This is a genomic window from Pseudomonas sp. JC1203 (genome assembly GCF_056175065.1).
In genome coordinates this window covers 361,286-373,980 of record NZ_JBWCAM010000001.1, presented here as the reverse complement: position 1 = coordinate 373,980, position 12,695 = coordinate 361,286, and the positions used below count along the sequence as shown (strand labels likewise).

Annotated in this window: 12 protein-coding genes; 5 read left to right on the top strand and 7 right to left on the bottom strand. The window is 66.5% G+C overall.

All coding sequences use genetic code 11. The annotated features are described in order from the left end of the window. Nucleotides 1-5: 5 nt before the first annotated feature. The 5 genes from AC0SZ7_RS01820 to AC0SZ7_RS01800 all read left to right on the top strand — a co-directional run bounded on the left by AC0SZ7_RS01820 (nucleotide 6) and on the right by AC0SZ7_RS01800 (nucleotide 3,928). Nucleotides 6-191: a hypothetical protein gene (locus tag AC0SZ7_RS01820; protein WP_475502720.1), complete on the top strand. Its 186-nt coding sequence runs from the start codon at nucleotides 6-8 to the stop codon at nucleotides 189-191. A 40-nt stretch (nucleotides 192-231) separates the two neighbouring features. Continuing rightward, nucleotides 232-1,320 (top strand): FliC/FljB family flagellin, encoded by a 1,089-nt coding sequence (locus tag AC0SZ7_RS01815; protein WP_475502719.1) that lies wholly within the window; start codon nucleotides 232-234, stop codon nucleotides 1,318-1,320. 107 nt (nucleotides 1,321-1,427) lie between these two features. Next, nucleotides 1,428-2,306: a hypothetical protein gene (locus AC0SZ7_RS01810; RefSeq protein WP_475502718.1), complete on the top strand. Its 879-nt coding sequence runs from the start codon at nucleotides 1,428-1,430 to the stop codon at nucleotides 2,304-2,306. Between the two features lie 36 nt (nucleotides 2,307-2,342). Beyond that, nucleotides 2,343-3,527: a tetratricopeptide repeat protein gene (locus tag AC0SZ7_RS01805; RefSeq protein WP_475502717.1), complete on the top strand. Its 1,185-nt coding sequence runs from the start codon at nucleotides 2,343-2,345 to the stop codon at nucleotides 3,525-3,527. Further along, entirely contained in the window at nucleotides 3,524-3,928 is a 405-nt protein-coding gene (locus AC0SZ7_RS01800; RefSeq protein WP_475502716.1) for an adenylyltransferase/cytidyltransferase family protein, read from the top strand. The genes AC0SZ7_RS01805 and AC0SZ7_RS01800 overlap by 4 nt, the downstream gene beginning before the upstream one ends. Nucleotides 3,929-4,012: 84 nt before the next feature. Here the strand turns inward: AC0SZ7_RS01800 and AC0SZ7_RS01795 are convergent, their stop codons facing one another. The 7 genes from AC0SZ7_RS01795 to motA all read right to left on the bottom strand — a co-directional run bounded on the left by AC0SZ7_RS01795 (nucleotide 4,013) and on the right by motA (nucleotide 12,681). Then, nucleotides 4,013-4,708: an RNA polymerase sigma factor FliA gene (locus AC0SZ7_RS01795; protein WP_475502715.1), complete on the bottom strand. Its 696-nt coding sequence runs from the start codon at nucleotides 4,706-4,708 to the stop codon at nucleotides 4,013-4,015. A 160-nt stretch (nucleotides 4,709-4,868) separates the two neighbouring features. Continuing rightward, nucleotides 4,869-5,342: a hypothetical protein gene (locus AC0SZ7_RS01790; protein WP_475502714.1), complete on the bottom strand. Its 474-nt coding sequence runs from the start codon at nucleotides 5,340-5,342 to the stop codon at nucleotides 4,869-4,871. Beyond that, complete coding sequence (gene flhF / locus AC0SZ7_RS01785) at nucleotides 5,335-7,563, bottom strand: flagellar biosynthesis protein FlhF (RefSeq protein WP_475502713.1); 2,229 nt, start codon at nucleotides 7,561-7,563, stop codon at nucleotides 5,335-5,337. The genes AC0SZ7_RS01790 and flhF overlap by 8 nt, the downstream gene beginning before the upstream one ends. Then, nucleotides 7,563-9,653: a flagellar biosynthesis protein FlhA gene (gene flhA, locus AC0SZ7_RS01780; RefSeq protein WP_475502712.1), complete on the bottom strand. Its 2,091-nt coding sequence runs from the start codon at nucleotides 9,651-9,653 to the stop codon at nucleotides 7,563-7,565. Before flhA ends, flhF begins: the two co-directional genes overlap by 1 nt. Further along, a complete protein-coding gene (gene flhB / locus AC0SZ7_RS01775) occupies nucleotides 9,650-10,819 on the bottom strand; it encodes a flagellar biosynthesis protein FlhB (RefSeq protein ID WP_475502711.1) in 1,170 nt (389 codons plus the stop codon). The genes flhA and flhB overlap by 4 nt, the downstream gene beginning before the upstream one ends. Nucleotides 10,820-10,999: 180 nt before the next feature. Further along, the gene (motB, locus tag AC0SZ7_RS01770; RefSeq protein ID WP_475502710.1) at nucleotides 11,000-11,809 is read right to left on the bottom strand and encodes a flagellar motor protein MotB; all 810 of its coding nucleotides are present in this window, start codon (nucleotides 11,807-11,809) and stop codon (nucleotides 11,000-11,002) included. Beyond that, a complete protein-coding gene (gene motA / locus AC0SZ7_RS01765; RefSeq protein ID WP_475502709.1) occupies nucleotides 11,806-12,681 on the bottom strand; it encodes a flagellar motor stator protein MotA in 876 nt (291 codons plus the stop codon). The genes motB and motA overlap by 4 nt, the downstream gene beginning before the upstream one ends. Nucleotides 12,682-12,695 lie beyond the last annotated feature (14 nt).

The following is a 12,695-nucleotide window of genomic DNA, read 5'->3' as shown; positions in this document are numbered from 1 at the left end:
GGGAAGTGAACAGCAACAAGCGGATTTATAACGCGCGCGCGGTGCATTCAAATCCGCTAACACAGCGCTTTTCCCCCTCGAAATCCAACGACGAACACCGCCCGGGAAAAATTTTTCGCACTTTTCTAAAGCTGACGGGGGTGGTGCCGATCTTCGCGGTTAAAACCCAGGGGTTAGGCCAAAGCCGCTGAAACCCTGGGTTCCAGGCCCCTACACAGAAGGAAGTGCAGCATGTCCGTCATTAATACCAACATCACGTCGATGATCGCCCAGAAGAACCTGAGTTCGTCGGAAAGCTCCCTGAGCACTTCCATCGAACGCCTGTCCTCGGGCCTGAAAATCAACAGCGCCTCCGACGACGCCGCCGGTGAAGCCATTGCCAACCGCATGAGCTCGCAAATCACCGGCCTGGACCAGGCCAGCAGCAACGCCAGCGACGGCATCTCCCTGGCGCAGACCACTGAAGGCGCGCTGGACGAGGTGAACGACAACTTGCAGCGTATTCGTGAACTGTCGGTACAGGCTGCCAACGGCACCAACTCGCAGTCCGACCTGCAGTCGATCCAGGACGAAATCACCCAGCGCCTCGACGAGATCGACCGTATCTCCTCGCAGACCGCCTTCAACGGCGTGAGCGTGCTGGACTCCGACCAGACCATCACCATCCAGGTGGGTGCCAACGATGGCGAGACCATCGACATCAAGCTGAGCGAAATCAACAGCTCGACCCTGGGCCTGAGCGGCTTCAACGTCAACGGCTACGACGGCTCCACCAGCGCGGCATCGGTTGAAGACGAAGCCGGCGCCTCGATGACGCTGTCCAGCACCAACGTCACCATCACCGACAAATCGGGCACCTCCATCAGCTACGGCAGTGGCAGCACTGGCGGCACCCTGGTGCAGGACGAGGACGGCGACTACTTCCTGCAAGTGGGCAGCGGTTCCACCGCCACCTACTACGCCGCCGACGTCACCGTGACCGGCAGTGGCTCGACCGCTACCGTTTCCGTGAGCGTCGACACCGAGAACGAAGTCACGCAGAAATCCACCAACACCCTGACCACCCTGGACTCGGCGCTGAACACCGTGGACTCCATGCGTTCGGACCTGGGTGCGGTGCAGAACCGGTTCGACTCGGCGATTTCCAACATCTCCACCACCGAAACCAACCTGACCTCGGCACGTTCGGGCATCGAGGACGTGGACTACGCCACTGAAGTATCGGCCATGACCAGCGCCCAGATCCTGCAACAGGCAGGTACCTCGGTATTGGCCCAGGCCAACTCCACGCCACAGCAGATGCTGTCGCTGCTGCAATAAGCGCGGTAAGCGGAACAGGCCCCGTGGCGGGCCTGTTCTTGCTGCTTCACCCAGGGCCTGCGCGCCCTACCCTTGCCTCCACAGAATTCCTTCAGGACCATCGGACCATGACGGCGACACCCTTCAACTGGAATTTCCAGGGCCGGCTGGTCACCCTCGACCACGGCGCCGGCCTTGCCAGCCGCCCGGACTTCGCCGCTTTGATGGCCCTGGACGCCTTGAGCGTGATCATTTTCGACCCGGCCAGCCTGCTGCACGGCTCAGCCCTGGCTGACCACCCCGAAGTGCAGGTGGTCAACGGCGTTACCCTGGGCGATGGCCGCCCGCTGACCCTGCATGCCTGCCTGGACCCGCGCCAAAGCAGCACCCGCGCGCCGCAGCCGCTGGTGCCGGTGCCCGCACCGTTGCAGCGCGGCGCCCAGGTGTTGGCGCGGCTACCCATTCGCAGTACCCGGCTCGACCAGCTGCAAGGCCTGAAAGCCCTGGACTGGCTGGTGCTGGATGAGCGCCACGACAGCCTGGCCATCCTGCAGCACGGCGCCGCCACCCTGGACCAACTGCTGCTGGCGCAAGTCAGCCTGAACCTGCTGACACCCCACGCCGGCGACTTCGAGTTCGGCCCGCTGTGCCAGCGCCTGGCCGGGCACGGCCTGCAGTTCCACCGTTTCCACGCCCCCAGCCACCTCAGCCACTTCCCCACCGACCTGCAACTGGCAGCGCCGCAGGCCACCCAGCTGCACTGCGTGCAGGCGCTGTTCGTGCCCACCCCGGCGCGCCTCGCACAGCTGGCGCCGCAGCGGCGCCTGAAGCTGGCCTTCCTGCTGGACAGTGCCTACGGCCTGCACGACCTGGCCTACCAGCTGCTGGCCGGCGTCGACCAGGGCCAGGCCGCCCGCTACCTCAGCGCGCGCCACTACCTGCCGGCGGTCAGCCCCCAGGAAACCTGCTTCACCCTCACCACGCAGTACAGCCCGGCGCCGTGGTAAACCCTAGCCCGCCCAGCCATCCTTCCAGGGGCCAACATGTCACGTACCGCTAGAACCGTCCCGCGCAACAAGACCGAAGAGGCCGCCAACGCCTACATCAACAGTGGCCGCACACTGCTGAAAAACCAGCGTACGGACGAAGCCATCGAATGCTTCCGCCAGGCCCTGCCCCTGGCGCCCCGCAACGCCCGGCTGCACGCCGACCTGGGCCTGCTGCTGAGCAAACAGAAACGCGCCGCCGAAGCCCGGCCGCTGCTGGAGCGCGCCCTGGAACTGGACCCCGACCAGGTGCAGGTACTGGTCAAACTGGGCGAGATGCATAACCAGCAGGAAGACAGCGACCGCGCCGAAGGCCTGCTGGAACGCGCGCTGCAGTTGGCGCCGCAGAACACTTCCGCGCATTTGGTGATGGGCGTGATTCGCCACCACCAGGTGCGCCTGCCCGAAGCGCTGGTGCACTACCGCCAGGCGCTGGAGCTGCGCCTGGCCCAGCCGATCAAGCAGGCACCCAAGGCACCGCGCAGCGACTTCAACAAGCCTCAGGTGGAACAGCTGCTGTGGGACACCCTCACCGCGTTGCTGCAGGCCGGGGTGCATGCCTTCGCCGCCTACGGAACCTTGCTGGGCCTGACCCGCGAGGGCGGCCTGTTGCCATTCGACAAGGACATCGACTTCGGCCTGCCCCACTGCGAAATGGAGCGCGCCACCCACTGCCTGCTGCGGCGCGGCTGGGTTGAGCCGGTGGGCTCGCACCGGCTCACCAACCCCAAGGCGTTCTACCATCCGCTGCACAAGATTTCCCTGGACCTGTCGGGCTTCGTCGTCGATGGCGAAGGCAACACCTGCACCGGTTTCTGGGTGAAAGACGGCCCGCACGAATGGCACCGCCAGACGCGCTACCCCACCCTGCACCTGGAAAAAGGCAGCAGCCCTGCCGGCCAGCCCGTGTGGCAACTGGCCGATGCCGACACCTGGCTGACCACCGTCTATGGTGACTGGCGCACCCCCGACGCGTGCTTCGATACGGTAATCGCGGCGAAGAACCTCTGCGGCTTCGCCCTGCTGACCGAGTGCTACGCCATATCGCGTATCTACTCGCACATCGAAAGCGGCCACCTGCACAAGGCCCACGCCCTGGCCGGCCATGCCTTGGCCCACCGCTCCGACGACGGCCTGCTGCTGCAGGCACGCGCGGCGCTGGCCGCGGTACTGCCAGCATGAGCCGCATCGTCATCACCTACGGCACCTTCGACCTGTTCCACATTGGCCACCTGAACCTGCTGCGCAACCTGCGGGCGCTGGGCGATGCCCTGGTGGTGGGCGTATCCACCGACGAGTTCAACCTGCAAAAGGGCAAGCAGACGGTCATCCCGTTCGCCGACCGCCTGGATATCGTGCAGTCGCTCAAGTGCGTGGACCTGACCCTGGCGGAGACCTGCTGGGCGCAGAAAGCCGACGACATCCGCCGCCTGGGCGTGGCGGTGTTCGGCATGGGGGATGATTGGCGGGGGCACTTCGATGGCCTCAAGGCGCTGTGCGAAGTGGTGTACCTGCCGCGCACGGCGGGTATTTCCAGTTCAGCGCTGAAGCACTGCCTGGCCCGCCCCGCGCCGGCAGCGTAACCCTGTTGGAGCTGGCTTGCCAGCGAGCTTTTGAGGCCCTGAAAAGCTCGCTGGCAAGCCAGCTCCCACAGGATGTCAGAGATTCTAATCGGCCAGGGCGTCGCGCAGCCGCGACACGGCCAGGCTATGCAGCTGGCACACCCGCGATTCACTGACGCCGAGCACGGCGCCAATTTCCTTGAAGTTGAGCTTTTCCTGGTAGTACAGCGCCAGCAGCATGCGCTCACGCTCGGGCAACGCATCCAGGGCCTTGATGAAGCGGTCGCGGTTGCGCTCCTGCACCAGCTCCACGAATGGCGAAGCCCCGTAGCCACTGCTGACGCCGCTGGCGTCTTCCTCGCCCAGCTCCTCGATGGGCATCAGCTGGCAGCCGTTGATGTCCAGCAACAACTGCCGGTACTGCTCCAGCGACAGCTCCATGGCCTGGGCAATTTCACGCTCTTCGGGCGGGCGGCCCAGCGCCTGTTCCAGGCGGCGGATAATGCCTTTCATGTTCCGCGCGTTGCGGCGCACGCTGCGCGGTGCCCAATCGCGGCTGCGCAGCTCGTCGATCATGGCGCCGCGAATGCGCTGCGAGGCAAAGGTGCCGAAGGTGGCACCCTGGGTGGTGTCATAGCGGGCCAGGGCATCCAGCAGGCCGATACTGCCGGCCTGCACCAGGTCATCCAGCTCGACGTTGGCCGGCACCCTGGTTTTCAACTCAAGCGCGTGCCGCCGTACCAGAGGCAGGTACTGTTCCAGCAACTCGCTTGATTTTATTTTTCCCTGAGCTGTGTACATCCTGCAGGCCTGGTGTGATGAGGAAACTGAGGGCATGCCCTGCCCCACGGGGGTCACGGCGTGGCTGGCGGGTCATGGGCGCGGGCATTATTACTGCTTACCCTGCGTGGGTAAGGGCGGAATAGCCGTGGCGTTTAGTGGCTTTTCGGCCAATTGAACTTTATGCGGGGCCGGCGGTCCGGCATGGCGAGACAGGGGCTTCAGCCACCAACAGCAGCTGCACGCCCAGCATGCGCAGGGCGGCGGCGCGCAGGTTTTCCAGCACGGTTGCCCGTGCCGCCTGGCCGCCATGCAGCATCAGCAGGCGTCGCGGGCCACCGGCCGCAACCAGCTGGCGCAGCTCCATGCAGGCGCGGCGGTAATCGTCCGGGCCAGCCCCCAGCCACAGCGCCCAGCGCGCGTGTTGCCGTGCAAGCTCAGCCACGTTGGCGGCGCCCGCCGTTACCGTCAGCACCTGCCAGCACCCTGGGTCCCCCACCCACGGGTGGCCCAGGCCGGCCCAACGGCGCAGCGTGGCCATGGCCTGGCCAGCCACGGACGGCGGCCCCACCACCACCAGCGTCTGCAGGGGGCGCAGGCTTTGCCGCGCACGCAACTCTGCCCAGCGGCGCAGGCCTTGGGCCTGGTCACTCATGAAGCAGGCTGGCCATGGCGGCGCGGCTGGTGAGCATATGCAGCAGGCTTTCCAGCAGCAGCAACGGGCTGCAGACCCGACGCTTGCCGTACAGCTCCAGCAATTGCTGGCGTACCACTGGCGCCCAGGCCGCGTCCTCCTGATCCAGGCGGCAGGCGCAGGCGGCCAGCGCCGCTGCCAGGAACAGGCGCAGCTCCGCGTTCAATGGCCCTTGGCGCTCGCCCAGGATGTTCCAGGCGCGCAGGGTCAGCGACGGCAACGACTCGCACATCTGCAGCCGGCAGATGCCGGCGGCCTGCTGCGCTACATCGCCATCGCCGTCCGCCAGCCAATAGCGCTGGCCCAGCACCTGCTCACTGTCGCAGTGGCGCAGGGTGCCGAACCATGCCCGCACGGGCTGTTCAGGCATGGCCGCCAGCGCCACCGGCAGATGGCTAAGTTCGAACTTCACCCAGCGGCCACGCTGGCGCAGGGCCTGGAAGCCGTGGGGCTGGCCGCGCTCGGCGATTTGCGCGAGGTTGCACGCCTGGCCGCCCTGCACCACCCGCTGGCCACGCTGGGCGCCGGCCAGCCAGGCCTGCCCTGACTGCTGCAACCGCTGCGCCAGGTCGCGCCCCGGGCAGCCGGCCCACACATGGCCGCTCGCCTGCAACGTCGCCGCGCTCCACTCCAGCCGCTGGCGTGCACCGATGGGCAGCTGGTGCGCCAGCCACGGGCGAATGCCCAAGGCGCCGTCGGCAGCGAAACTCAGCACCGGCATTTTCCAGGTGGCGCCCACCACCGGCCGCTCTGCGCCCCACAGCGCCTGGCGGCCCGGCCCGACGGCAACCGGCGCCGCAGCCAGCAGCCGCGCCAAGGCCGGTGCCTGGTCCGCAGGCGCCAGCTCGGCCATCTGCCAGGCGCTTTCCAGCAGGCAGAAATCCTCGACCTGCTGGTACAGGCTGGCGCGCAGGGTGCCCAGTAAACGGCCGTGGCCGAGCATGTTGCGGGCCAGGGTATCGAGCTGCTGCCCTTTACCCGGCGCCGGGCCCGGCTGCGCGCTGTACAGGGAGGGGCGTTCGCGGGTCAGGGCCTGCCCAAGCAACTGCGCCGGGGCAGCCAACTGCAGGTCTTCGGGCACCTGCTGGCCGCTGGCGGAGTAATTCAGGCGCAGGTCGTGGCGTATCAGCACGTCCAGCACCGGGCCCAGGCGCGGGGCCTCGTCGCATTTGCTGATGATGCAGTCACGCAGGGTGGTGCCGGCGCTCAGGGCGGCGCGGCGGTAGGTGTCCACCACCTCGTCGAGGGTGTCGCCGTGGCTGGCGGCATTCAGCACCAGCATCAGCCGCACCAGGCTGTCGCCGTTGGCCAGGCGCTTGATCTGCGCCAGCAGGCGCTGGTCACGCTGGCTCATGCCCACGGTGTCGATGATCACCAGGCGCTTGTCGGCTAGGCTAGCCAGCAGTTGGTCGATGTCATCCTCGGCGCCCAGCGCGTGCACCTCGCCGCCCAGCAGTTCGGCGTAGATACGCAGCTGTTCGTGGGCGCCGATACGGAAACTGTCGGTGGTTACCAGGGCCAGGCCACCGGCACCGTGGCGCATCACGAAGCGCGCCGCCAGCTTGGCGGTGGTGGTGGTCTTGCCCACGCCGGTGGGGCCGATCAGGGCGATGACGCCACCCTGCTCCAGCAACGGACCGTCATCGGCCAGCACCGACAGCCGCGCGCCCAGGCGCTCGGCCAGCCAGGCGGCGCGCCCGGGTTCATCGAGCTGCGGCATGGCGGGCGCGGCGTCGAGCAGTTCCTGGCTCAGGCAGTGGCTGAAGCCGCTGCCCAGCAGGTCGCGCAGCAGGGCTTGGCGCGGTTCGTCTGCGGGGGCGGGTTGCTGCTGTTTGAGCAGTTGGCGCATCTGCGCCATCTCCCCCCGTAGCAGCTCGCCAAGGGCTGTGAAGTCGCTGGCAGGTATAGGCGCCTGGGCAGATTGTGTGGGAGCGGGCTCTGCCCGCGAAGGCTGCACCGCGCCAGGCCTGACAGGTGCAGGCAGCTCAGGGGCCTGGCGGGCATAGGCCGCAGCCGCGCGGCGCGGGCTGAGGGGGGCAGGCGCGCCGTCGGCCACCGCCATGATCTCCACGCCTTGCTCCACGCTGCGGCTGGACAGGATCAGCGCGTCCTCGCCCAGCACCAGGCGCACCTGGTGCATGGCTTCGCGGCTGTTGGCCCCGACGAATCGTTGCACGCCCATCAATTACCCCCTCCAATCAGGCTGGTTATACGCAAGGTCCGGCCTTCCGGAATCTCTGCCAGTGACATCACCACCAACTGCCGCAGGCGCCGGCGCAGAAAGCGCGCAAGCAACGGCCGAAGCTTGCTGGGCACCACCACCACCGCCGGGTGGTTGCCGACCTCCTGGCGCGCCAGGGCAATTTCGGTCTGCTGCATGAGGTTGTCGGCAAGGCTGGGCTCCAGGGCGCCGCCGCTGGTGACGGCCTGCAGCAGCACCTGTTCAAGGTTGGAACCCAGGCCAATGGCATGCAGCTCGGTCTTATTGGGGAACCATTGCTGGGTAATGGCGCGGCCCAGCGCCACGCGCACCACGGCGGTCATGTCCTGCACATCGGCCTCGGGCTGGGCGGTGACGAACTCGGCCAGCGCATCGAGAATGCTGCGCAGGTCGCGGATAGAGACCTCTTCTTCCAGCAGGTTCTGCAAAATGCGCTGCAAGGTGCCCATGGACACCAGCTTGGGCACCACTTCCTCCACCAGCGCCTTGTTGTCCTTGCTCAGCTTGTCGAGCAGCTTCTGCACCTCGCCACGGCCGAGCATGTCCTTGGCGTGCAGGTACAGCAGGTGGTTGAGGTGGGTGGCCGCCACGGTGCTGGCGTCGACCACGGTGTAGCCGAAAATCTGCCCGTGCTCGCGCATGCCTGAATCGATCCAGATGGCCGGCAGGCCGAAGGCCGGGTCGACGATCACCTCGCCTTCCAGCTTGCCGGTTACCTGGCCGGGGTTGATGGCCAGCCACTTGCCGGGGAACAGTTCGCCGCGCCCCACTTCCACGCCGTTGAGGCTGATGACGTAGGTGTTGGGCAGCATGTCGACCTTGTCGCGCACCCGCACCACGGGCGGCAGGAAGCCCACGTCCTGGGCGAATTTCTTGCGCACGCTCTTGATGCGTACCAGCATCTCGCCCTGCTGGCGGCTGTCCACCAGCGGAATCAGGCGGTGGCCGACGGTGAGCGCCAGGGTGTCCACCAGGCTGACGTCATCCCAGCTGGCTTCCGAACTTTGCGCGGCCGCCTTGGGCACGATCTGCTCCTCGGGCGCGGCCGCCTGTTGCTGGTCGCGCTTGCGCAACCACCAGCCCAGGCCGCCAAGCAGCGCGGTGAACAGCAGGAACACCAGGTTGGGCATGCCGGGCACCAGGCCCAGCAGGCCGATCACACCGGCCGTGAGCATCAGCACCTGCGGGCGGATGAACAGCTGGCCGATCATCTGCTGGCCCACGTCTTCCTCGGTGTTGACGCGGGACACGGTAACACCGGCGGCAATGGAAATCACCAGGCCGGGAATCTGCGCCACCAGGCCGTCACCGATGGTGAGCATGGTGTAGGTGTGCGCAGCGTCGGCGAAGGCCATGTCGTGCTGCAGCATGCCGATGATCAGGCCGCCCACCACGTTGACGCCCATGATCACCAGGCCGGCCATGGCGTCGCCGCGCACGAACTTGCTGGCACCGTCCATGGAACCGTAGAAGTCAGCCTCCTGGGCTACCTCGCGGCGGCGCTTGCGCGCTTCCGGCTCGCCGATCAGGCCGGCGTTCAGGTCGGCGTCGATAGCCATCTGCTTGCCGGGCATGGAGTCCAGGGTGAAGCGCGCGCCCACCTCTGCGATGCGCCCGGCACCCTTGGTGATCACCATGAAGTTGATGATCACCAGAATCAGGAACAGTGCCATGCCCACGGCAAAGTTGCCGCCCACCAGGAACTCGCCGAACGCCTCGATCACGCGGCCTGCGGCGTCCGGGCCCTGGTGGCCTTCCATCAGCACCACGCGGGTGGACGCCACGTTCAGCGACAGGCGCAGCAAGGTGGTGAACAGCAGCACTGCCGGGAACGCCGAGAAATCCAGCGGCTTCTCGGTGAACATGCTCACCAGCAGCACCATGATCGCCAGGGCGATGTTGAAGGTGAACAGCAGGTCCAGCACGAAGGGTGGCAGCGGCAGGATCATCATCGACAGGATCATGACGATCAGCACGGGGCCGGCCAGCAGTTTCAGGTCGGCCCTGGCCAGCCAGGAATCAGGACCCAGCAGGTTGGTCATGGCGTTCATCGGTTCGGTGTTTCCTCGGCGGCAGCCCCCAGGGGGCCAGGCTGATCCATGCCGGCGGGTACCAGCAGGTTTTTCGGTTTGGGCGGCACCAGGCCACCCGATTCACTGACGCGCTTGAGGCGCATGGCCCAGGCCAGCACCTCGGCCACGGCGGTGTAGAGGGTGCCGGGGATCTCGCGGTCAATGTCCACGTGGAAATACAGGGCACGGGCCAGGGCCGGCGCTTCAAGCATGGGAATGCGGTGCTCCTCGCCCAGCTCGCGGATGCGCGCGGCCACCTCGTCGGCGCCCTTGGCGATGACCCGCGGCGCCGACATCTTGTCCTGGTAGGCCAGGGCCACGGCGTAATGGGTGGGGTTGGTAACGATGACGTCGGCCTTGGGCACCTTGCTCATCATTCGCGAGCGCGCCATCAGCTGTTGCTGGCGGCGAATGCGCGCCTTGATGTGCGGGTCGCCGTCGGTGTCCTTGTGCTCCTGGCGCACCTCTTCACGGGTCATGCGCAGCTTCTGGTAGTAGGTGTAGAACTGGAACGGCACGTCCAGGCCCACCACCAGCACCAGCGAGCCGATGACCAGCGCACAGGCCTTGGCCACCAGGCCCATGGCCGTGGCCAGTGCCAGCTCCACGGGCATGCCGGTGAGGTCGAGCAACAGCAACGCGTGGCTCTTGAGGAACAACACCGCCACGCAGCCCACCAGGAATGCCTTGGCCAGGGCCTTGCCGAGGTCGGCCAGGGCGCGCAGGGAAAACATGCGGCCCAGGCCGGCGATGGGGTTCATGCGCGAGAAATTAGGCTGCAGGGCCTTGAGCGTGATCACCAGCCCGCCCAGCAGCAGCGACGCCGCCACGCCGGCCAGCATCAGCACCAGCAGGAACGGCATCACGGTCAGCAGCCCCAGCTGCGCCAGGCCCAGCGCGGCCTGGACCATGCGCGTGCTGTCAAACGCCTGGGCGCGCTCGAACATCAGCCCGTGCTCCAGCACCTGGCACAACTGCCCGTAGAACCAACTGCCACCCCCCCACAACGCCGCGACGCCGGTCAGCAGCACCAGGAAGGTGTTGAGCTCACGGGAGCGCACCACCTGGCCCTGCTCCCGGGCTTTTTCGATTCTGCGCGCTGACGCCGATTCGGTTTTGTCTTCGTTGCTAGTGTCTTCCGCCATGGCGGTTCATCGGCTGGTGATAAGGGCGGTATTTTGCTTAGCCGCCTGCCAGCCCCATCGTTGGAACAGAAGCAGAAACCACGCTTATTTGTGCTGAATACCTGTGGGAGCTGGCTTGCCAGCGAGCTTTTTGAGCCCATAAAAGCTCGCTGGCAAGCCAGCTCCCACAAGGGCTTGTGTTCACTCGTTGCGGGTTAGGATTTTCTGCGCCACCTGGCTGTCCAGCACGGTGATCTCGATGCGCCGGTTGGCGGCGTCCGCCGGCTCGGCATTGTGCGTGGGAATGCGGTCGGCCATGCCGGAGATGCGCAGCAGCTTGTCGGAGTCCAGCCCGCCGCTTACCAGCTCCAGCCTGGACGCCTTGGCGCGGTCGGCCGACAACTCCCAGTTGCCGTAGCCGGCCTCGCCGCCGGCATAGGGGTGGCTGTCGGTATGGCCGCTGATCTGCACGCTGTTGGGCAACTCGTTGAGCACCGGCGCGATGGTGCGCAGCAGCGTGCGCATGTACGGCGCCACGCGCGCGCTGCCCAGCTCGAACATGGGCCGCTGCTCGCTGTCGATCAATTGCAGGTTAAGCCCCTCGGGCGTCAGCTCCATGAGGATCTGCTTGCTCAAGTCCTTGAGGGCCGGGTTCAGCCGAATAACCCGCTGCAGGCGCTGGCGCAATGCGTCCAGGCGCTTGAACTCTTCTGCGGACAAGGGCCGTGCCGGCAGCTCGATGGGGTTGAGTGAAGTTTCCTTGAACGCCAGCGCCGGGGTGCCGCCAGGTATCGGGTTCTGGCTGCGGTTGATGGCGCTGAGCAGCGGCGTGCTGAAATAGTCGGCCACTGCGTTCTTCTGCGACTTGCTGGCGTTGGACAACACCCACAGCACCAGGAACAGGGCCATCAGCGCGGTCATGAAGTCGGCGAAGGCTATTTTCCAGGCGCCGCCGTGGTGGCCGTGGCCGGCACTTCTGCGCCGCCGCACAATCATCGGGCGCTCGCTCATCCCAGGGCCATGGCGCCAACCGGCGTGCCGCGCAGGTAGCTTTCCAGTTCCAGCGCCGACGGCCGCTCGCCGTGGTGCAACGCCTTGCGCCCGAACTCCACCGCCAGCATCGGCGCCAGGCCCTGCTGGCTGGCCAGCAACGTCATGCGCATGCAGTGCAGCATCTTCACCGCCTCGGCCACCTGCCGGTCGATGCGACTGGCCAGCGGGGCGATCACGCCATAGGCCAGGTAGATGCCCAGGAAGGTACCTACCAGGGCATGCGCGATCATCTCGCCCATCAGGTCCGGCCCCACGTTCACCGCACTCAGCGCCTTCACCACACCCATCACCGCGGCCACGATACCGAACGCCGGCAGCGCGTCGCTGACCTTGTACAGGGCGTCGGCAGGGATGTGCGCCTCGTGCTCGAACGCCTCGATTTCATGCAGCATCAGCTCGTCCAACTCATGCGGCTGCATCTGCCCACTCAGGATCAGGCGCATGTAGTCGGTGATGAAGGTCAGAATCATCGGGTCGTCGCGCGGTGCCGGGCATTCGGCGAACAGCGCGCTCTGGCCGGGGTCGTCGATGTCGCGCTCCACCGCCAGCATGCCTTCACGGCGCGCCTTGCCCAGCAGGTGGTAAAGCAGGGCCATGACTTCCAGGTACAGGGCCTTGTCGTAGCGGGTGCTGCGCTTGAGGCGGGGAATGGTGCCCAGGGTAGCCTTGATCGCCTTGCCATTGTTGGCAGCGACGAAGGCACCCAGGGCCGCGCCACCGATCATGAGCATTTCGGTGGGCTGGTACAGCGGCCCCAGGGCGCCGCCTGACAGCGCATAGCCGCCAAATACCGACAACAGGATACCGATGAGTCCTAACGCAATGAGCACGGGCCGTTCCTTCT

Excerpts from the sequence above, each read along its gene's own strand:
- AC0SZ7_RS01795 (WP_475502715.1), bottom strand. The coding sequence starts at position 4,708 with ATGTACACAGCTCAGGGAAAAATAAAATCAAGCGAGTTGCTGGAACAG.
- flhB (WP_475502711.1), bottom strand. The coding sequence starts at position 10,819 with ATGGCGGAAGACACTAGCAACGAAGACAAAACCGAATCGGCGTCAGCG.
- motB (WP_475502710.1), bottom strand. The coding sequence starts at position 11,809 with ATGAGCGAGCGCCCGATGATTGTGCGGCGGCGCAGAAGTGCCGGCCAC.
- AC0SZ7_RS01810 (WP_475502718.1), top strand. The coding sequence starts at position 1,428 with ATGACGGCGACACCCTTCAACTGGAATTTCCAGGGCCGGCTGGTCACC.
- AC0SZ7_RS01805 (WP_475502717.1), top strand. The coding sequence starts at position 2,343 with ATGTCACGTACCGCTAGAACCGTCCCGCGCAACAAGACCGAAGAGGCC.
- AC0SZ7_RS01790 (WP_475502714.1), bottom strand. The coding sequence starts at position 5,342 with ATGAGTGACCAGGCCCAAGGCCTGCGCCGCTGGGCAGAGTTGCGTGCG.
- AC0SZ7_RS01800 (WP_475502716.1), top strand. The coding sequence starts at position 3,524 with ATGAGCCGCATCGTCATCACCTACGGCACCTTCGACCTGTTCCACATT.
- flhF (WP_475502713.1), bottom strand. The coding sequence starts at position 7,563 with ATGGGCGTGCAACGATTCGTCGGGGCCAACAGCCGCGAAGCCATGCAC.
- flhA (WP_475502712.1), bottom strand. The coding sequence starts at position 9,653 with ATGAACGCCATGACCAACCTGCTGGGTCCTGATTCCTGGCTGGCCAGG.
- AC0SZ7_RS01815 (WP_475502719.1), top strand. The coding sequence starts at position 232 with ATGTCCGTCATTAATACCAACATCACGTCGATGATCGCCCAGAAGAAC.